Raw genomic sequence first — 19,962 nt, forward strand, 5'->3', positions numbered from 1 at the left:
TGATACATATCATTGCCAAGCTGCTTTTTCAATATACTTCAGTTTTTGACGCTTACAGTGTTTCTGAAAAAATTAACGATGAATCAACTTCCAAGCGAAACGATTTAGTCAATCCGAAAGCTTCAAGTTCTAACTCAGTAAAATCAAATGTAGCAAAGGGTATTACTACTACTTCTCTTCAATCTCAAACTTCATCTGCTAATAAGAATGACTTGAACGAGAATGATCCAACATTACCGCAAACAAGTGAAAAAAGCACATTTAATACCACAATTGTTGGTTTAGTAACTGCAACTTTAGCAGGGATCTTCGGTTTAGCAATTAGGCGTAAAAAGAGAAATTAAATAATTTTCAAGAAGATGACGGCATGTCGTCTTCTTTTTATTTTGAAATTTTGTTTACTAGCTAACAAATCATTTGCTATAATATATTAGCTATCTAACTAAATGGAGGATGCATGAAATCAATTAAAAAATTACTTAAACAAGCTTTGGTTCAAAGTGAACGAGAACGCGATAGCTTTGCCAAGAGCCTCGGAATCACTGGTGGGCAAATGAGCGTAAGCGTAATCGACTTCATCTCTGATCAACAAGACAAGACCACTTCACAACATTCAATTGAATTAGAATTCAACCTAAGAAGATCCACCGTTACGGTCATGATTCAGCGAATGGAGAAGCGCGATCTAGTCAAGCGTATCACTAGTGCAAATGATAAACGCCAAAAGTTGGTTTCCTTAACAGACAAAGGAAAAGCTTTAGTACCAAAAATCAAAGCCAAGATAAAAATGGATAATGCAGATTTGCAACAGCGTTTCAGTCCTGAGCAACTATCAGCAACAATCGAAGTATTAGAATATATCAAAAACGGGAAAGATAATGAATAAAGATACAATTTCACCAAAAGTTTATGCAAGCATCATTGCAACTGGATTAATGTCATTTTGTGGGGTATTAGTAGAGACCGCCATGAATGTCGCATTTCCGACTTTAATGCGCGACTTCCATGTATCAACCAACGTCGTTCAATGGATGACTTCAATTGCATTACTGGCTGTCTCAATCATTGTTCCAATCTCAGCTGCGCTGAAGAGTACTTACAAGACAAAAAGCTTGTTTCTTGTATCAAACTTTTTATTCTTAATTGGATTATTAATAGACGCTACGGCACTTAATTTCTGGATTTTACTTTTCGGAAGAGTAATCCAAGGGATTGGAACAGGGATTGCATTGCCCCTAATGTTCAACATTATTCTTGAGCAAGTACCGAAACATAAAATAGGAATGATGATGGGCTTCGGCAACATGATCACGGGGATCGCACCTGCACTAGGACTAACCTTTGGAGGAGTTGTTCTGCATAGTCTAGGCTGGCGATCAATCTTCTGGTTGTTAATTCCAATTGTACTTATTTCCCTAGGATTAGGTACTTGGGGAATTCAACAAGGCTCCACTTTACGTAAAGTGACAATTGATAAGCTAAGTTTTGTAGCGATTGCGGTATTCTTTACCAGTATGATTTTTGGCTTCAGTAACTTAGGAACTGGATCATTCTTAACAGTATTATTACCAATCATCATTGCTATTTTGTTTGCATGGTTATTAATTTGGCGGTCAACTAGAATTGAAGAACCAATCTTGAAATTAAGTTTGTTCAAGCAAAAGGACTTCTCAGGGCACGTGTTAGGCTTTTTCCTTATTCAAATTTTTAATCTCGGAAATGGCTTCTTACTACCTAATTTTATTCAACAAGTGAATGGCAATGATGCCTTGATTGCTGGGTTGATCATTCTACCAGCGGGAATAGCTGGAGCTGTAATGAGTCCGTTAGGTGGGAAGTTGCTCGATATCTACGGTGCACGTAAACCAATCTTAATCGGAACTAGCATGATGCTTGTAGAAACTGCCATCTTTTCATTATTTACCGCACAAATGAGTAATACCTTTATCATGTTGATTTATATCATCTACATGGCAGGCATGGGAATGGCAATTGGCGATGTGATGACCGATACGCTATCAGTCATTGATATTAAGGAATCCGCGCAAGGAAATGCAATATTGAATACAACGCAACAATTTGCTGGGGCAGTTGGAACCTCAATTACTTCAGCAATTGTAACAATTAGTCAAAAGCAATACTCTTCTCTTGCATCAGGTACTAGAATTGGAACGCAACATGCCTATATCTTATTGTTTATCTTAGCCATTATTATTGTTGCCACTTTCATAAGATTTGCTGGTAAAAACCAAAAATAGTAAGCAAAACACAAGATGATAAATTGAAAATGATTATTTAGTATTAAATTCCAAATGTTTTTGAATATATTGGACTAAAGTATCAACTGGGGTTTGATAATGGTCCTCTCTAACCCACCAAACTAGAGTCATATAGATTCCACCTGATTGAAAACTATATGCATAATCAGGGAGTTGGAGTTCAGGGTGTCTAGTTTGAATCAACTTTTTTAAATAAATTGTTTGTTGATTTAACAATACACCTTCAAAACCGGCATTTAAAAGTATCTCCATTAAATGTGGATTTCGTTTAAAGTACGATAAATAAGTTTTTAGCTCTTCCATTAGAGTTAAAAGCTTATTTTTTTCGATGTCAGCAATAAAAATTTGATATTGTTCATCAATAAACTTCTTAAGAACATCATCTTTTTGATCATAATTCCGGTAAAAAGCAGTTCTTGAAACATCAGCTTCTTTAGCAATTTCAGCAACTGAGATCTGATCATAGGAGATGGTAGTTAATAGCGAAAACATAGCTTTTTCTATTTTTTCTTTTGTTTGTAAACTTTTTTTATTCATGTTTTGTATCTTTTTCTAATTTCAAATAATTGACAAATAAAACCGCTTACACTAACATTATAACTGTAAATGGTTACAAGTGTAACGATTATGAAAGAAGTGTTGATTTATGCATTACAGTAATGGTAATTATGAGGCATTCATTACTCCAGAAAAGCCTAAAGATGTTGATGAAAAATCTGCTTATATTGTTGGTTCTGGTCTTGCATCATTAGCTACAGCTACTTTTTTGATTCGCGATGGTCAAATGAAAGGTGAGAAGATCCACATTTTTGAAGAACTATCACTTCCAGGTGGGAGTATGGATGGTATTTATAATGAAGTAAAACAATCCTACATTATTCGTGGTGGTCGTGAAATGGAGCCACACTTTGAAACTTTGTGGGATTTATTTAGATCAATTCCATCTTTAGATAATCCGGGTGAAAGTGTTCTTAATGAATTTTACCGCTTGAATCGCAAAGATCCAAGTTATTCAAAGACTCGCGTGATTGAGAAGCGTGGTCAAGAAATGCCAACGGATGGGGATTTGCTCTTAAGCCCGAAGGCGGTTGAAGAAATCTTCAAGCTTGTTTTAACACCTGAAGATAAACTCCAAAATGTAAAGATCGATGAAGTCTTTGATGATGAATTTTTCAAGTCAAACTTCTGGCTATACTGGCAAACAATGTTTGCCTTTGAACCATGGGCAAGTGCAATGGAAATGCGTCGTTACTTGATGCGCTTCATTCAACACGTTGGAACTTTAAAGAATTTATCATCACTACGATTTACTAAGTACAACCAATATGAATCACTGATTTTGCCAATGGTTCACTACTTAAAAGATCATGGTGTTATCTTCCATTATGACACAATCGTTCATAATATTATTGTGAACCGGTCTGAAGATAAAAAGATTGCTACTGAGATCAAGCTGAATGAAAAAGGCGAAGATAAGACTATTAAATTATCTTCAAATGATTTAGTCTTCGTAACTAATGGTTCAATTACTGAAAGCACCACTTATGGTGACAATGATCATCCAGCTCCAAAGAAGCATGAACTTGGTGCAAGTTGGCAATTATGGAAGAATTTAGCTGCTCAAGATAGTGACTTTGGTCATCCTGAGAAATTCTGCGAAAATATTCCAGCAGCTAATTGGGTAACTTCGGCTACCGTTACTTTCAAAAATGATGATATCGTCCCTTATATTGAAAAGGTAAATAAGAAAGATCCACATTCTGGTTCAATTGTAACTAGTGGTCCTACTACAATTAAAGATTCTAACTGGCTGTTAGGTTACTCGATCAGTCGTCAGCCTCACTTCCATGCACAAAAACCAAATGAACTAATTGTTTGGCTATATGGTTTATATTCTGACAAGAAAGGTAACTACGTTCAAAAGAAGATGCCTGATTGTAGCGGGATTGAACTTTGCGAAGAATGGCTCTACCATATGGGGGTTCCTGATGAGCAAATCCAATCAATGGCAATGGCTGCAACAACTATCCCAGATCATATGCCATATATCACCAGTTACTTCATGCCACGTGCTTTAGGTGATCGTCCTAATGTGGTACCAAAGCATTCCGCAAACTTAGCCTTTATCGGGAATTTTGTTGAGACTGAAAGAGATACAGTGTTCACCACCGAATACTCTGTTAGAACAGCGATGGAAGCTGTTTATACTTTACTTGATATTGACCGCGGTGTTCCAGAAGTATTTGCATCAGTTTATGATGTCAGAATGATGTTGAATGCAATGTACTACTTGAATGATAGAAAGAAGTTAGCAGATATTAATTTGCCAATGCCTGAAAGAGTCGCTTTAAAGGGGATTTTGAAGAAGGTTAAGGGAACGTATATTGAGGATATGCTTAAAGAATATCATTTGATGTAGGATTAAGTAAATTAACAAAGGGGAGTAAATACAAAATTTACTCTTTTTTTGTTTGCTTTTGAACACACCAAAATAGTACTACAAAGCTCATGAACAAATGATTCAATATAAAAAGTTAAGTTTTATATTAGGAAACCTAATTCATTGAAAACTTGATTTGATAAGCGTAAAATTACTCTAACCTTATAGGAGGATTTGAAAAATGACAACTAACGAAAAAATTATTGCATTGGTTAAGCCTGAATATTTAGAAAAGATTCCAGAAAAATTCAGACAACATGCGACTGAAGGAACTTGCAATTTAATTGCAAGAGAGCATACAGATTTGTACAAGGTATTCGAAGAAGGAGAACCAACTGCTGAACAAAAGCAAGAAATGGCCGATTTAGTGAACGGTATTTTTGAACAAAGAATGAAAAGGCATAATATGCTGTAGGAGATTGAAAGGAAAAGTATTGTTAAATTTTTTAAAGCAAGCTAAATTATCTAAACTTGCACCATTTTCAATTATTGTATTACTCTTGGCAACTTTCTTAGGCACTAGTCATATATTGCCGAGTATTTTACCATATTTTGTGTTCATAGTTTTTGGCTTATTAGCACTTTATCTACAATATAGCTCCAAGATCATTCCATTGATTTTTGAAAAGCCAGCTAAAAATTCTTGGTGGAAAATTGTACCAATTGTAATAGTTACATTGATTATAGCTTATGTTTTATCACTTTTTTCTTCAACCGTTGCCAATTCAGCTTTAGGTAATGGATCACAGAGTGATAAATTGCTTCGACTGTTCTGGATTTCTGTATCATTAATAGGTGAGGAAATCATCACAGCATCATTAACGTTTCCGTTCTACACACTAATTCATAAAAAAATTGGTGATCGCGGTTCTTGGCTCTATGCTGCTATCATTGGCTCATTGTTATTTGGTCTATTACACTTCAGAACCTACAACTGGAATCTATATCAAATGATGCTTCCGATTGGTTTGGGAAGATTGCCATTTACTTGGTTATGGATCAAGTCTGATAGCCTTTGGTCAGCAATTATTGCTCATATAATTTATGATTTAATTGTATTTTTACCAATGGTATTTCAATAGAAAGTAGATTAAAAATCTGCTTTTTTCTACGTAAAGTCAAGCTCCGTCTAGGGTTAGAACCGATATTTTTAGATATTTATCTTAGATAGCTTTTTTAGGGTCAATTTATTTTTCCTGGATTGTATGACAAATAAGCCTATTACAACTGTAGTTTTTAATAGACTGAGAGTATAATGAACTTGATCAATTAATTACGGCAAAAGTCTTTTTGGTTATGTGTGGCTACGCTGTAATCATATAGTTGATCCTTGGTGATTAGGGCATAGATAGTTCTAATCAGTTTATGAATTGAAGCGATGGCGATTTTCTTGAACCCTTTGGTTTGGGAGAATCGCTTTTTGCTTTCATAATAATCAGCTATATGACAAGGTTTAAATTTAGCTGCGCTGGTTATTTTTGTTTTCAAAATTGGTTTTTACATGCAAATAAATAGCTATATAATAATTCCAACAAGTTAATCAAACAATATTATTTACCAAAGGGCGACCAAAACGTCAAAATCTTCAATAGCAATGGTAAAGTGGTTAAAACTCTCAATATAACTAAAGAAAAAATTGTTAAAGTCACAGGAAATAAGATGATTTCAAACTATAATATGTATCAAATTGGTAAAGATCAGTATATTTCAAGTTTGCCATTCCGATATGTGATTGAAAAATAAATATTATGAAAGCTCGATTTTGAAGTCGAGTTTTTTATTTTTTTGTTTTTTTGAAAATATAAATGATAGTTTTCAGTGCTTTTTGCAACTTATAAATGACAAAAATGCTAAAATATAACTATCATAAACTTTAGAAGGTGAAGAAAATGATTAATTCTGATATTTTAGCAGCAATTATCGCTGAAGGACAAGATACTATTCCTAATGTAGATCTAATAGTACGAGACTATCATTTTGAAAATAGTCTTAATTATGTGCTAGTAGGTTTAAGAAGATCAGGAAAGTCAACACTTTTATTTGAACGTGCTCAAGAATTAGTTGATCAAGGAGCTGATTGGTCACAAATCATTTATATTAACTTTGAGGATGAACGTTTATCAGAATTTACTTTGCAAGATTTTAATAATATATTGATTGCTGCTAATCAACTCACCACTAAGAAGCATTATTTTTTCTTTGATGAAATTCAGAATGTAGATGGTTGGGAGCGCTTTGCCAGAAGATTGGCTGATCAGCACGAGCGTGTATATATAACTGGTAGTAACTCGAAAGTTTTAGGACAAGATATTATTTTACGACTAGGTGGTCGTTACATGACACAATACGTGGCGCCGTTTAATTTCGATGAATATCTAAAGTCCTTGGAAATTTCACATACTAGTAGAGATCTATTAAAGACAAAAGAGGTTGGTCAAGTCATAGCTGCCACTAACGATTACCTCAATTATGGTGGATTACCAGAAGCAATTCATCTTCAAGATAAGCGAAACTACCTGACAAATATTTATAAGAATGTCTTCTTGGCAGACATTATCGTTAGAAATGGAATCCGAAATCAAAAAAGTTTGAGTTTATTAATTAGAAAGATTGCGGAAACCGTTATGCATGAGGTTTCTTATTCTAATTTATACAATTCGGTGAAATCGGTTGTTAGCTCAACAAGTCGACAATCAATTATTGATTACATTGAATATGCTCAAAAAGCCTATCTTTTATTTTCAACCAAGAATTATTTTTCAAAGTTTTCTGAAAGAGAAGGAATGCCACGATTCTACTTTACCGATAACGGCATCTTAAATTTGTTTCTAATCGATAAAAATCCAGCTCTCTTAGAAAATATGGTTGCGGTTACGTTGCGTAATAAATATTTTGATAAACTTTTCTATTTAAAATCTTCCAAAACAAAAATCGATGTTGACTTTTATGTTCCAGAAAAGAAAATGGCGATTCAAGTAGCGTGGACGATTAGTGGGATGGCACGCGAACGTGAAATTGACAATCTCATTAAATTAGCTGATTCATTCAAAGAAGTAGAAAAATTAGTAATTGTGACAAAGGCTGAAGAAGAAACAATTGAACGTGATGGTAAAACTATTGAAGTAGTACCATTGTATAAGTTTTTATTGAAAGCAGCTAACTCGGAAATTTAAAATCACAGCTAGATTGTTTCAATCAAACCTTTTGTTAGTTAACTAGTTCAGTAGTAGAATAGCCATGTAAGGATGTATGAACTTTTTTAGAAAGAAGTTGAATTAATATGTGTACATCGATTTGTTATACTTCTACCGATCATTATTTTGGTCGCAATCTTGATTATGAAATCGATTATGGTCAAAAGGTGATTATCGTACCAAGAAATTACGTATTTAACTATAGAGATATGCCTGCTCAAAAGTCTCATTACGCTTTCATTGGTGTTTCAGTAGTTAATGATAATTATCCATTATTGTGTGATGCAATTAATGAAAAGGGATTAGGCATAGCAGGTTTGAACTTCCAAGGACCGGGTTACTATTTCCCACAAATTAAAGGTAAGAAGAACATAGCTTCTTTTGAATTAATACCATATTTGTTAAGCAATTGTGAAAGCACTGCAGAGGTTAAAGAAATTTTAGCTGACGCAAGTATTTCAAATGTTAGTTTTTCTAGCAACTATCCTGCTGCAGATTTGCACTGGATTCTTAGTGATAAAACTGGTAAGAGTATCGTAGTAGAATCAACTAAATCTGGTTTACATGTTTACGATAATCCAGTTAATGTTTTAACCAACAATCCAGAATTTCCAAGTCAATTAACAAAGTTGAGTGATTACGTTGATGTCACTCCGTCTAATCCTAAAAATACATTAGTTCCGAATGTTGATGTTAATATTTACAGTAGGGGATTGGGAACTCATCACTTACCAGGTGGGATGGACTCAAGTTCACGTTTTGTTAAAGCTGCCTTCGTTTTATCACATGCACCAAAGGGGAAAGACGAAGTTGAAAATGTTACTAATTACTTCCATATCTTACATTCTGTAGAACAAGCCAAAGGCTTAGATGAAGTTGAAAACAATCGTTATGAATATACAATGTATACTGACTGCATGAATTTGGACAAGGGGATTTTGTACTTTACTACTTATGATAATAATCGTATTAATGCGGTAGACATGTATAAAGAAAATCTGGATGCAGAAGATCTGATTTGTTATGACTTGTTCAAAAAGCAAGACATCAACTATATTTCTTAATTGAACCTAAGATTATTAATAAAACCAAAAATAGTCTAGCTTTTCAATACTTTTTTGTATCGAACAGTTAGGCTTTTTTTGTAAATTTTATATTTGGTCATGTTAAATTAATAATATATTAGATTTGAAAATAAATTTTGATTTTTTTACAAAAAAGACTTGCTATTTTTTCTCAATCCGGTATTATATTAAATGTTCAGTTTAAAAGTCATGGAGAATTACCCAAGTGGCTGAAGGGGACGGTTTTGAAAACCGTTAGGCGGCTTTGTCGTGCGTGGGTTCAAATCCCACATTCTCCTTGTTTGGTCCATTGGAGCAGTGGTTTATCTCGCCTCCCTGTCACGGAGGAGATCATGGGTTCAAATCCCATATGGACCGTTTTATATTTATGGAGGATTAGCTCAGCTGGGAGAGCATCTGCCTTACAAGCAGGAGGTCACAGGTTCGAGCCCTGTATCCTCCATATTTTTTTGCCTAAAGTTTTATACATAGTAGCCTATAACTATCTTTTTCTAGTAGAATTAAAGATAAGTGATCTACGAGAAGGAGACAAACATGGAAAAAGCACAAGAAATCGAAATGCTGAAAGAATTTTCAGATGCTAATGCAACTTCAGGCTTTGAAGAAGAATTTGTAAAGTTGTTTTCTAATTATGCCGAAAAAACTGCTGATTTAGAAGTTGATGGCATGCTTAACGTATATGCGTCAAAGAAGGAAAACAAAGGTGATCGTCCAGTCATCCAACTTGATGCCCACTCAGATGCAGTTGGCTTTATCACACAAGCTGTGCGTCCTAATGGGTTAATCAAGTTCGTTCCACTTGGCGGCTGGGTAAAGTACAATATTCCTGCATTAAGAGTAAAAATTAGAAACCGCGATGGCGAATACATCCCTGGTGTTGTTGCAACTAAGCCACCTCACTTCATGACAGCTGCTGAAAGAAATAATGTTCCAGAAGTTGCTGATATGTCAATTGACGTTGGTTCAAGCAGCCGCGAAGAAACCATTAATGATTACAAGATTGACACCGGTTGTCCAATCTTTGTCGATGTGAAATGTGAATATAACGAAAGATCTGGCTTGTTCTTTGGAAAAGACTTCGATGACCGCTTCGGTGCTGGTGCAATGATTGATGTTCTTGACAACTTGAAGGGTGAAGAAACTAATTTTGACGTAGTTGCTGCATTATCAAGTCAAGAAGAAGTAGGTCTTCGCGGTGCTTACGTAACTGCAAGAAAAGTTAAGCCTGATCTTTGTATCGTTCTTGAAAGCTGCCCAGCTGATGATACATTTACTCCAGATTGGCTTTCTCAAACGGGCTTAAATCGCGGTCCAATGCTACGTGATATGGATACAACATTTTTACCAAATCCTAAATTCCAACAATACGCTTGTGATTTAGCAGATAAGAATAATATTCCGTATACCCGTTCAGTTCGTACTGGCGGTGGACAAGATGGCGCTGCAATTTATTATGAAAATGGTGCTCCAACGATTGTTATCGGTATTCCGGTTCGTTATGAACACTCACCATACTGCTTCAGTAGTTACAAGGACTTCAAGGCTTCAGTTGACTTGGCTACTGCTATTATTCGTGATATTGATCAAGAAAAGTTGGATAGTTTTACGAAGTTTTAATTTAAAAGCAAAAAGGGAAGACCTCAAATTCGAGATCTTCCTTTTTTGTATCATTTGCAATTTTAGATTATTTGTTTATTCTTACTTATCTTCGTAACCCTTTGGGTGACTCTTGTGCCACTTCCAAGCAGTTGCGATAACATCGTCTACATTTTCATGCTTTGGCTTCCAGCCTAAAACTTCTCTAGCCTTAGTTGAATCAGCAACCAAGCTGTCAGGATCACCGCCGCGGCGTGGACCCATAGTATAAGGAATATCAATGCCGGTAACTTTCTTAGCACTTTCCAAAATTTCAAGGTTTGAGAAACCATGTGCAGTCCCTAAGTTGAAGACATCTGACTTGTTTGTTTCCATCATGTGTTTCAAAGCTAAGATGTGGGCATCGATTAAGTCTTCTACTTGAACATAGTCACGGACGTTAGTACCATCTTTAGTGTTGTAGTCATCACCGAAAATAGTAAACTTACCATCGCCAGAAAGGGCACTCTTCAAAATGTTTGGAATAAGGTGAGTTTCGGGACCGTGGTCTTCACCAATGGTACCATCACTTGAAGCGCCAGCTACGTTGAAGTAACGAAGGGCAGTGTACTTAATGCCATCTGCTTTATCAGCCCAAGCCATGATCTTTTCCATCATCATCTTGGTTTCACCATATGGGTTAATTGGGTTAAGTGGAGTTTCTTCAGTGATTGGCAACTTGTCAGGAATACCATAAGTAGCGGCACTTGAAGAGAATACTAAGTACTTAACACCAGCATCATTCATAGCTTCAAGAAGTGAAATCATCCCACTTACGTTATTATCATAATACTTAAGTGGCTTCTTAACTGATTCACCAACTAATGAGTAAGCAGCAAAGTGCATTATTGCGTCAATTTTCTCATCACGCAAGATTTTAGAAACCAAGAAAGTATCTTCGATATCACCTTGGTAGAACTTGGCTTTAGGGTCAACTGCTTTTCTGTGACCGGTGTAAAGTGAGTCAAGAACTACAACATCGTTACCTTCCTTAACTAATTCACGTACAGCGTGTGAGCCGATATAACCCGCACCACCAATTACTAAAACTTTCATATTGTTCTCCTTTGCTTTTCGAACCAAGTTAAGTATAACACATAATTTAGTAAAATATTTACTAAATAGATAAATTATTTATGATTGGTTATTTTGAACGAAAATTCATAATCTTTTTCTGGATCGATATGATATTCTTCTTCAACGTCAGCACCCCAACTGTCAATTCCGCCAACTCCGCGGACTGCACCAGCAATTACTAAAACTGTTCTTCTTGCTGGAGGCAATTCTTCAATATGAGTGGCATTTTCTAATTCTTCAGCAGTATAAGGTAAACAACTAAAGTTAAATGGTTGATTGTTTTGACGTATCAATAAATTAAAGTTACCAGTTTGATGGGCATTGTTCAAGGAAGAATTTGCATGAATTTCAACTTGTTCAGTTTCCATATGCATTCCGTTTTCTTGTGGGACAAGATATCTAGTAACTGGCAAGCCATCGATGTGGAATTTGCCGCGCTTTGCACCAGCCATTCTGTCAGGATAAGTTTCTCCTGATAAGCCGGTATAGTCAAATCCAGTTGCTTTAGTTGGCATCACCAAACGTAATCCAATTACGGGTAATGGTGGCAGGCCTTTTTTACCAGAATAGTGCATGGTTATTGTAATTTCGCCATCATGATCGATACTGTAGATCACTCTTACTTCAGTACTTGGAGAAGTTAAAGTTTCGTAGTAAAAAGTAACTTCGACCTTGTCTGCTTCTTCATGATTGCTGAATTGATTATTAAATGGAGCGATTGGCAGGTCATCAAATTTGTAGTCGTCTACCGACACTTCAATCTTAGTGCATTTAGTAAACATGTCAGCGCCCAGCCATTGGGCTGCTTTCAAGTTAAATTGATTACCGCGATCATTATCTGTTGTTGCTTGCCAAAATGTAGGAGTAGGGCAGCGGTAGAGCCATTCTTTATCGTCAATGTTTAAAGATTCCAAGCTGCCTTTTTCATAACTGAAGATGTAGTGAAAATTTGCACCTCTAACGCCAAAAGTCGCATCGCCGTAGATGATTTGTAATTTATTTGTGTAAACCATAGTAGTATCTAACCTCCTGCATTGCTGGCTTTGGCTGTCTATCAGCAAATATTAAACCATCACCAGAGAACTCATAATCTGAGTGGCGATCATCGAAATCACCGCCGTATCGAAGAACTTCTTGATTGGTAATTGGGTCATGAACCAAAATTGCTTGATCAATAAAGTCCCAAATAAAGCCACCGGCGTATTGTGGGTACTTATCAATCAGCTTGATGTAAGAGTCCATTCCACCATCTGAATTCCCCATATCATGCATGTATTCGCATTCCATGAATGGCTTAGCTGGGTTGCTTTTTAAGTATTCTTCAACTTCTTTAGGTGGTAAATACATCCAACTTTCAATATCCGAGATGCGATCTTTTAAGTCAGGGCGATGAACAACACCTTCGTAGTGAACTAGGCGAAAAGGATCATGCTCTTTATAAAAATCATTCATCGCAGCGATGTTTTCACCAGCATAGGATTCGTTACCGAGTGACCAGAAGAGGATTGATGTATGATTCTTGAAGGTCTCGTAGTTATTACGAGCTCGATCAATTACTGCTTCGCGCCATTGAGGCACATCCCCTGGAACGTTATCTGATGGTTCAACTTGTCCCATCTTTTGCCAAGTTCCGTGGGACTCAAGATTATTTTCAGCCATCATGTAAATACCATTTTGATCACACAAGTAGTACCAAGGAATTTGGTTTGGGTAGTGGCAAGTTCTAACAGCGTTAATGTTGTTTTCTTTAAATATTGCGATATCTTGCTTCATGTCTGAGAAGGTTACGCTGCGACCGCGTTTGGCATCCCACTCGTGACGGTTAACACCGTTGATAATAAGGCGCTTGCCGTTAAGTAAAATAACTTTGTCATCACTAATTTCAATTCGTCTAAAGCCAAATTGGTATGGTACGAATTCAACAAGATTGCCATCTCGGTCATAAATTTCGATCAATAACTGGTAAAGGTAAGGATCATGATTATCCCAAAGATTAATATTTTTGAATTCTTCATTATTGATAGAAACTGATTCATCAATTTCAGCAGTCTTATCAAGCAATGTTTTACCGTCAATATCCTTTACCATCAAATGGAGTGACCCGGTTGGTTTAAGAAAAGACATCTTTACGTTAAAGATTCCATCTTGAAAATTATCTTTAACAGTAGGCTGTAAGTCTAAATCTTCGAGATGAGGAGAAGGGATACCGAGTAATTCTACTGAGCGAAAAATTCCAGAGAATCTAAACATGTCTTGATCTTCAAGATATGAAGCTGTGCTGTGCTTGAAAACTTCAACAGCTAAGACATTATCTTGTTCCTTAATAAAAGGCGTCAGATCAAATTCTGAAGGGGTGAAGCTATCTTCAGCGTAACCGACAAAATGACCATTAAGCCAGACATACATTGCACGTTCAACACCATCGAATTTAATATGAACGTCTTTATCTTTTAGTTCAGGATTTAAATCAAAGTGTCTGATGTAGGAGCCAACAGTATTGTCTTCGCCTTCACTAAAGGAGCCGAGTTGCTTATCTTTTTTGTCTAGAGCATAAGCAGGGCGACGATAAATCTTACCTTCCCAAGGATAGAGAGTATTAATATATTGAATTTGCGCATAATTGCTTAATTCAATCTCACTTGGAACTTCGATTTTGTTAAAATCAGAAGAATCGAAATCTTCTTTGAAGAAATTTTTTGGTCGACTTTGTGGATTCTTGGAGAATTTAAACTGCCAATTGCCGTCCAAGTTTTGAACCAAACTGCTTTTTCTTTGTTGCCACTCGCGATAATTCTTGTAGAAGGGATGATCGCTGTGAGCGGGGAGTTGATTAACTCTGAAAACTTCAGGGTCATCAAGCCATTTAAGATCTGCTTTCATATTGAACCTAGTTTCTATAAATCTCTTATATTGAAAACGCTTTTATTATATCACTTAAATAAAACATTTACCAATTAAAAGTAAATTATTTATTTTAAAAGACAAAATAATTAGAATCTGTGAGATAATATAATCAAAATATTTAAAGATTGATTAATTAGAAAAGGCGACTAATATGACAACTATAAAAGAAATCGCTTTGGAGTCTGGATATTCCTCAGCAACTGTTTCCCGCTTGCTAAATAATGATCCAGATCTCTCAATTACCGCAGAAACTAAAAATAAGATTTTGGAAATTGCTAACAGACTAGGTTATTGGAAAAATCATCAACAAAAGCAAATTAAGCCAACAATTGCACTACTTTATCGTGCTAAACATGAAGAACAACTTCAAGATGAATACTTTACTTCTTTAAAACATTCTTTAACTGAAACAATTAAAGAACGATCAATGAAAATGGAGACTTTTTATGAAGTTGATGAATTGATTAACAAAGCACATTTGTATCAAGGCTTCATTGGGGTTGGTTCTGAACCAATAGAGAATAAGAAATATGAAGAACTTTATAAAGTTCTTCCAAATGGTGTTTTTATTGATACTAATCCTAATCCGGAATTGTTTGACTCAATTCGACCTAATTTAGAATTAACTGTTAGAAAAGCAATTGATCTTTTTGTCAAAAATAAATATAAAAAGATTGGCTTTATTGGTGGTTTTGGCCCAAAGCACGATCATATTCAGGAAAAGGATCCCAGAGCTGTCGCTTTTGAAAATTACATAAAGATGTTACAACTAGATCCAAGCTATCTGTTTGTTTCGGGTCCTTTTAGTGTTAAAAATGGTTATGATTTAGGAAAAAAAGTAGTTAGAGAACTTAATGATGATTTACCAGATGCATTTTTAATAGCGTCAGATACTTTGAGTGTAGGGGTACTCCAAGCATTTAATGAAGAACAGATCAATGTTCCTGATGATACAGCAATACTAAGCATCAATAATAGCAGTGTTGCTAAATATGTTTCACCCCCATTGTCGTCTTACAATATTGATCAACATGAGATGATTGAATTAGCTTTAGATACTTTAAATCACCTAATTATTAATCCTAAGCGCGCTAGAATTGATGTGAAAATGAATACTAAGTTAGTTACTCGTAAAAGTTTTATTCCCGAGCCCGAGTAAAAAAATTAGTAAATAACTTTTTTATTTTTTAAATTTTGAAAGAAGAATGCTTATTTATAGCATTCTTCTTTATTTTTATATTTAGTAAATTTCCAAGTGTGCATTGATAAATTGATTTACTAAAATCACTAAATAATTTATACTATATTTGTAAACGGTTTCAGTGCGTTGGGAGGAAATATTATGAATAACGCAAGTAAGTCTTCAGGAAGACAAGCTATTTCTTACATATCTTTCTGTTTAGGCAATTTAGGACACGCAGCTTTTTACGGAGTAATGAGTACGTATTTTATTATTTTCATTACTAGTGGAATGTTTAGTGGATTAGAACAATCAGTTGCTGATAAACTTATCGGTTTAATTACTGGCTTGATGGTTTTAATTAGAATTGTTGAATTAGTTATTGATCCTGTTTTGGGTAATATCGTTGATAATACGAAGACAAAATGGGGTAAGTTTAAACCGTGGATTTTGATTGGTACCGTTGTTAGTGCAGTATTATTGCTAGTATTGTTTACAGGTATTTTTGGATTAGCTCAAGCAAACTGGATTTTATTCGCAATCCTTTTTGTAATTATTTACATAAGTTTTGATATTTTCTATTCTTTATCAGATGTATCATATTGGGGAATGGTCCCCGCGTTAAGCGAAGATTCACATGAACGTGGACTCTATACTTCTCTTGGAGCTTTCTCAGGAACGATTGGTTGGAATGGTTTAACAATCATTGTTGTTCCATTAGTGACAGCTGTAACTTATGCGGTAACTGGTAAACACGAAGAGGGAGCACCAGGTTGGTTGGCATTTGCAGCCGTGATTTCAGCTCTTGCTATTATTTGTGCCTTAATCGTTTGCTTTGGCACTAAAGAAAAGAACAACATCATCAGAAACTCTGCTAATCAAAAGACTACATTAAGACAAGTATTTGGAGCTATTTTCCATAATGATCAAATCCTTTGGCCAAGTTTATCATATTTAACTTTCTCACTTGCTAACACAATTACCAACGGAGTTATGTTCTATATGTACAAATTTGTTATAGGTAAGCCAAATGAGTTTTGGGTAGTGGGAATTATTGCAACGATTACAGGATTATTTATCAGTCCATTGTTTCCAATTTTGAATAAATATATTCCTAGAAGATGGCTATTTATTGTAGGTCAAACTAGCATGGTACTTGCATACATTTTGTTCATCTTTGGTCGTAATAATATTGTTTTGATGGATCTAGGTTTAATTCTTCTAAATATCAACTTTGCTCAATTAGTAACTGTTTTAACTTTAACTGATGCGATTGAATATGGGCAACTTAATAATGGTCAAAGAAATGAAGCTGTTGTTCTAGCAGTTCGTCCAATGATCGATAAGTTTACAGGTGCTGTATCTAATGCTTTAGTTGGTTATGTTGCAATTGCTGCTGGTATGACCGGTTCAGCAACTGCAGCTGATATGACCAGCCATGACATCAGTACTTTCAACATGATGGCTTTGTATATCCCTATGATCTTGGCCATCTTATCAATTGTTGTCTTCTCAACTAAAGTAACTTTGAGTGAAAAGAAACACGCTGAAGTTGTTGAAGAATTAAAGACTAAGCTTGCTGAAGGTGAGCTTGAACAATCTGCTCCTGCAGTAGAAACAAAGAGCGAAACGATCTATTCACCAGCAGATGGTAAGTTGATGAAGATTTCTTCAGTTATCGATGAAGATGGTAAGCCATTCCCTGGTAAAGGTTTCGCAATTGATCCAAGTACAGGTAATATTTACGCACCATTTGATGGTCAAATTAAATTCACTTTCGGAACAAAACACGCTTTTGAAATTGTTTCAAAGGACGGGTTACAAGTGGTAGTTCACGTCGGTCTTGGAACAGTAAACCTGCGCGGCGAAGGCTTTGAAACTTTCTACGACGATGGTCAAAATGTTAAGCAAGGTGACTTACTTCTCCAATTCGATCGAGATTTAGCTTTGAAGAATGGTTATAAAGATACTGTTGTTGTATTTTACACTCAGCCAAAGTTAATTAATTCTGTATCATCGATTAATGCGGGTGAAGATGTAAAGCATGGTGATAAGATAGTTGATGTTGAGCAAAAATCTGCAACTAATAAAAATGCAGTTAATGAAGTCACAAATAGCAATGGTGCTTTAGCATAATGGGGAATTAAAATGAATAAATTATCAAGATTTCTTTATGGTGGGGACTACAATCCCGATCAATGGCCAGAAGATACTTGGTCTAAAGATATTCAAGTTTTCAAAAAGGCGGACCTTAATTCTGCCACGATCAATATTTTTTCTTGGGCATTGCTTGAGCCAGAAGAAGGGAAGTATGACTTTTCAAAATTAGACAAGATTGTTCAAGAATTGTCAGATGCTGATTTTGATATTGTCATGGGTACTTCAACTGCCGCAATGCCAGCATGGATGTTTAAGAAATATCCTGACGTAGCGCGGGTTGATTATCAAGGAAGACGCCATGTTTTTGGTCAAAGACATAACTTCTGTCCTAATAGCAAAAATTATCAAAAACTTGCTAGTAACTTAGTCGAACAGTTAGTTGAACGCTATAAGAATAATAAACACATTACAGTTTGGCACGTGAACAACGAATATGGCGGCAATTGCTACTGTGAAAATTGTCAAAATACTTTTCGTGATTGGTTGAAAAATAAGTACAAGACTTTAGATGCTCTGAACAAAGCTTGGAACATGAATGTTTGGAGCCACACAATTTATGATTGGGATGAAATTGTAGTTCCAAATGAATTAGGTGATACTTGGGGTCCAGAAGGAACAGAAACTATCGTAGCTGGCCTTTCAATTGATTATCTTCGTTTCCAATCAGAAAGCTTACAAAATCTCTATAAGATGGAAAAAGAAATCATCAAGAAGGCACTTCCAGATGTCTTGGTAACAACTAACTTTCACAGTTTGCCTAATAAGATGATTGATTATCAGAAGTGGGCCAAGGATCAAGATATTATTTCTTATGATAGTTATCCAACTTATGACGCTCCAAAATATTTGCCAGCATTCTTATATGACTTGATGAGAAGCTTGAAGCATCAACCATTTATGCTCATGGAATCTGCACCTTCATCAGTTAACTGGCAACCATATAGTCCACTTAAACGTCCTGGTCAAATGGAAGCAACTGAACTTCAAGCAGTAGCACATGGTGCTGACACAGTTCAATTTTTCCAATTAAAGCAAGCAGTTGGCGGGTCAGAGAAATTCCACAGTGCAGTCATTGCCCATTCTCAAAGAACTGACACAAGAGTTTTCCATGAACTTGAAGATTTGGGTAAGAAGTTGAAGCAGGCTGGCCCAACGATTCTAGGATCAAAGGTTAACGCGAAAGTTGCGATTGTCTTTGATTGGAGCAACTTTTGGTCTTATGAATTTGTTGACGGAATCACGCAAGATCTGAATTATGTAGATTCAATTTTGGATTACTACCGCCAATTCTATGAGCGTAATATTCCGACAGATGTCATTAGTGTAGATGATGACTTTAGTCAATACGATTTAGTTGTTGCACCAGTTCTTTACATGGTTAAGTCAGGTCTTGATGAGAAGATTAATCATTATGTTGAAAAAGGTGGCAACTTTGTAACTACTTATATGTCAGGGATGGTTGACTCTAGTGACAACGTATATTTAGGCGGCTATCCGGGTCCACTTAAGGAAGTTACTGGAATTTGGGTTGAAGAAAGCGATGCAGTAGTTCCTGGTCAAAAGATTACCGTTGAAATGAATGGTAAAAACTATGAAACTAGTTTGATGTGCGACTTGATTCATCCCAATGATGCCAAAGTTTTGGCAAAATATTCAAGTGAGTTCTATACCGGAACTGCCGCTGTTACTGAAAAAAAATTTGGACAAGGTAAAGCTTGGTACGTTGGCACAAAGCTGAATCACGAAGGGTTAACGCAATTATTCAACCATATTATTATGGAAACTGGCGCTGAATCATTGGTTGCTGACAGCAATAAACTTGAAGTTACTAAACGTATTACTGAAGATGGCAAGGAACTTTACTTTGTTTTGAATTTGAGTAACGAAAAGCGCAGCTTGCCTGGTAAATTTGTTGAATATCAGGATATTTTGACAGGCGAGAAAGCTCGCAAAGATATGAAAGGTTGGGATGTCCAGGTCTTAAGCAGATAAAATGAAACTCTCCCCC

Annotated in this window: 16 protein-coding genes, 3 tRNA genes and 1 pseudogene; 15 read left to right on the forward strand and 5 right to left on the reverse strand. The window is 35.6% G+C overall.

Translation table 11 applies throughout. The annotated features are described in order from the left end of the window. From FC46_RS05675 to FC46_RS05685, 3 genes are all read left to right on the forward strand, one after another. Positions 1–344, forward strand: a 344-nt coding sequence (locus FC46_RS05675) for an LPXTG cell wall anchor domain-containing protein (protein ID WP_162253139.1), incomplete at its 5' end; no start/stop codon positions are given. A 113-nt stretch (positions 345–457) separates the two neighbouring features. Next, a complete protein-coding gene (locus FC46_RS05680) occupies positions 458–886 on the forward strand; it encodes a MarR family winged helix-turn-helix transcriptional regulator (RefSeq protein ID WP_057798724.1) in 429 nt (142 codons plus the stop codon). Continuing rightward, positions 879–2,258, forward strand: coding sequence for an MFS transporter (locus FC46_RS05685; RefSeq protein WP_057798726.1), 1,380 nt, complete (start codon positions 879–881; stop codon positions 2,256–2,258). Before FC46_RS05680 ends, FC46_RS05685 begins: the two co-directional genes overlap by 8 nt. Positions 2,259–2,291: 33 nt before the next feature. Here FC46_RS05685 and FC46_RS05690 read toward each other — a convergent pair whose 3' ends face one another. Beyond that, on the reverse strand, positions 2,292–2,816 hold the full coding sequence (locus tag FC46_RS05690; RefSeq protein WP_057798728.1) for a TetR/AcrR family transcriptional regulator: 525 nt from the start codon (positions 2,814–2,816) through the stop codon (positions 2,292–2,294). Between the two features lie 109 nt (positions 2,817–2,925). Here FC46_RS05690 and FC46_RS05695 point away from each other — a divergent pair, with 109 nt between their 5' ends. From FC46_RS05695 to FC46_RS05705, 3 genes are all read left to right on the forward strand, one after another. Further along, on the forward strand, positions 2,926–4,698 hold the full coding sequence (locus tag FC46_RS05695; RefSeq protein ID WP_057798730.1) for an oleate hydratase: 1,773 nt from the start codon (positions 2,926–2,928) through the stop codon (positions 4,696–4,698). Between the two features lie 202 nt (positions 4,699–4,900). Then, positions 4,901–5,134: a hypothetical protein gene (locus FC46_RS05700; protein WP_057798732.1), complete on the forward strand. Its 234-nt coding sequence runs from the start codon at positions 4,901–4,903 to the stop codon at positions 5,132–5,134. A gap of 19 nt (positions 5,135–5,153) precedes the next feature. Beyond that, entirely contained in the window at positions 5,154–5,801 is a 648-nt protein-coding gene (locus tag FC46_RS05705) for a CPBP family intramembrane glutamic endopeptidase (protein ID WP_057798734.1), read from the forward strand. A gap of 187 nt (positions 5,802–5,988) precedes the next feature. On the opposite strand, the pseudogene FC46_RS10025 reads toward FC46_RS05705, so the two are convergent. Next, positions 5,989–6,174 (reverse strand): annotated as a pseudogene (locus tag FC46_RS10025) (IS110 family RNA-guided transposase); the annotation flags it as partial. A gap of 434 nt (positions 6,175–6,608) precedes the next feature. Here FC46_RS10025 and FC46_RS05710 point away from each other — a divergent pair. From FC46_RS05710 to FC46_RS05735, 6 genes are all read left to right on the forward strand, one after another. Then, positions 6,609–7,892 carry an ATP-binding protein gene (locus tag FC46_RS05710; RefSeq protein ID WP_236702295.1) on the forward strand — a complete coding sequence of 428 codons (1,284 nt, stop codon included), beginning with the start codon at positions 6,609–6,611 and terminating at the stop codon, positions 7,890–7,892. Positions 7,893–7,999: 107 nt separating this feature from the next. Continuing rightward, positions 8,000–8,977, forward strand: a complete 978-nt coding sequence (gene bsh, locus FC46_RS05715; RefSeq protein WP_057798736.1) for a choloylglycine hydrolase — start codon at positions 8,000–8,002, stop codon at positions 8,975–8,977. Between the two features lie 212 nt (positions 8,978–9,189). Next, positions 9,190–9,276, forward strand: a tRNA-Ser gene (locus FC46_RS05720). 5 nt (positions 9,277–9,281) lie between these two features. Continuing rightward, positions 9,282–9,355, forward strand: a tRNA-Asp gene (locus tag FC46_RS05725). 12 nt (positions 9,356–9,367) lie between these two features. Beyond that, positions 9,368–9,440 (forward strand) — tRNA-Val (locus FC46_RS05730). Positions 9,441–9,532: 92 nt separating this feature from the next. Then, positions 9,533–10,615 (forward strand): M42 family metallopeptidase, encoded by a 1,083-nt coding sequence (locus FC46_RS05735; RefSeq protein ID WP_057798739.1) that lies wholly within the window; start codon positions 9,533–9,535, stop codon positions 10,613–10,615. Positions 10,616–10,696: 81 nt separating this feature from the next. On the opposite strand, the gene galE is transcribed toward FC46_RS05735, so the two are convergent. The 3 genes from galE to FC46_RS05750 all read right to left on the reverse strand — a co-directional run bounded on the left by galE (position 10,697) and on the right by FC46_RS05750 (position 14,590). After that, positions 10,697–11,689: a UDP-glucose 4-epimerase GalE gene (gene galE / locus FC46_RS05740; protein ID WP_057798741.1), complete on the reverse strand. Its 993-nt coding sequence runs from the start codon at positions 11,687–11,689 to the stop codon at positions 10,697–10,699. A gap of 74 nt (positions 11,690–11,763) precedes the next feature. Then, complete coding sequence (locus tag FC46_RS05745) at positions 11,764–12,723, reverse strand: beta-galactosidase small subunit (RefSeq protein WP_057798743.1); 960 nt, start codon at positions 12,721–12,723, stop codon at positions 11,764–11,766. Next, a complete protein-coding gene (locus tag FC46_RS05750; RefSeq protein WP_057798745.1) occupies positions 12,707–14,590 on the reverse strand; it encodes a glycoside hydrolase family 2 TIM barrel-domain containing protein in 1,884 nt (627 codons plus the stop codon). Before FC46_RS05750 ends, FC46_RS05745 begins: the two co-directional genes overlap by 17 nt. A 175-nt stretch (positions 14,591–14,765) precedes the next feature. Between FC46_RS05750 and FC46_RS05755 the strand changes: the two genes are divergently transcribed. From FC46_RS05755 to FC46_RS05765, 3 genes are all read left to right on the forward strand, one after another. Then, on the forward strand, positions 14,766–15,773 hold the full coding sequence (locus FC46_RS05755; RefSeq protein WP_057798747.1) for a LacI family DNA-binding transcriptional regulator: 1,008 nt from the start codon (positions 14,766–14,768) through the stop codon (positions 15,771–15,773). A gap of 183 nt (positions 15,774–15,956) precedes the next feature. Next, positions 15,957–17,930, forward strand: a complete 1,974-nt coding sequence (locus tag FC46_RS05760) for a sugar MFS transporter (RefSeq protein WP_057798749.1) — start codon at positions 15,957–15,959, stop codon at positions 17,928–17,930. Positions 17,931–17,942: 12 nt separating this feature from the next. Then, positions 17,943–19,946, forward strand: coding sequence for a beta-galactosidase (locus tag FC46_RS05765; RefSeq protein ID WP_057798751.1), 2,004 nt, complete (start codon positions 17,943–17,945; stop codon positions 19,944–19,946). Positions 19,947–19,962 lie beyond the last annotated feature (16 nt).

The organism is Lactobacillus kalixensis DSM 16043, assembly GCF_001434335.1.
GTDB lineage: Bacteria > Bacillota > Bacilli > Lactobacillales > Lactobacillaceae > Lactobacillus > Lactobacillus kalixensis.

What these genes read in the sequence shown, in the direction of transcription:
- FC46_RS05745 (WP_057798743.1), bottom strand. Translation starts at nt 12,723, where the DNA reads ATGGTTTACACAAATAAATTACAAATCATCTACGGCGATGCGACTTTT.
- FC46_RS05755 (WP_057798747.1), top strand. Translation starts at nt 14,766, where the DNA reads ATGACAACTATAAAAGAAATCGCTTTGGAGTCTGGATATTCCTCAGCA.
- bsh (WP_057798736.1), top strand. Translation starts at nt 8,000, where the DNA reads ATGTGTACATCGATTTGTTATACTTCTACCGATCATTATTTTGGTCGC.
- FC46_RS05685 (WP_057798726.1), top strand. Translation starts at nt 879, where the DNA reads ATGAATAAAGATACAATTTCACCAAAAGTTTATGCAAGCATCATTGCA.
- FC46_RS05690 (WP_057798728.1), bottom strand. Translation starts at nt 2,816, where the DNA reads ATGAATAAAAAAAGTTTACAAACAAAAGAAAAAATAGAAAAAGCTATG.
- FC46_RS05750 (WP_057798745.1), bottom strand. Translation starts at nt 14,590, where the DNA reads ATGAAAGCAGATCTTAAATGGCTTGATGACCCTGAAGTTTTCAGAGTT.
- FC46_RS05700 (WP_057798732.1), top strand. Translation starts at nt 4,901, where the DNA reads ATGACAACTAACGAAAAAATTATTGCATTGGTTAAGCCTGAATATTTA.
- FC46_RS05680 (WP_057798724.1), top strand. Translation starts at nt 458, where the DNA reads ATGAAATCAATTAAAAAATTACTTAAACAAGCTTTGGTTCAAAGTGAA.
- FC46_RS05760 (WP_057798749.1), top strand. Translation starts at nt 15,957, where the DNA reads ATGAATAACGCAAGTAAGTCTTCAGGAAGACAAGCTATTTCTTACATA.
- FC46_RS05710 (WP_236702295.1), top strand. Translation starts at nt 6,609, where the DNA reads ATGATTAATTCTGATATTTTAGCAGCAATTATCGCTGAAGGACAAGAT.
- FC46_RS05765 (WP_057798751.1), top strand. Translation starts at nt 17,943, where the DNA reads ATGAATAAATTATCAAGATTTCTTTATGGTGGGGACTACAATCCCGAT.
- FC46_RS05735 (WP_057798739.1), top strand. Translation starts at nt 9,533, where the DNA reads ATGGAAAAAGCACAAGAAATCGAAATGCTGAAAGAATTTTCAGATGCT.
- galE (WP_057798741.1), bottom strand. Translation starts at nt 11,689, where the DNA reads ATGAAAGTTTTAGTAATTGGTGGTGCGGGTTATATCGGCTCACACGCT.
- FC46_RS05695 (WP_057798730.1), top strand. Translation starts at nt 2,926, where the DNA reads ATGCATTACAGTAATGGTAATTATGAGGCATTCATTACTCCAGAAAAG.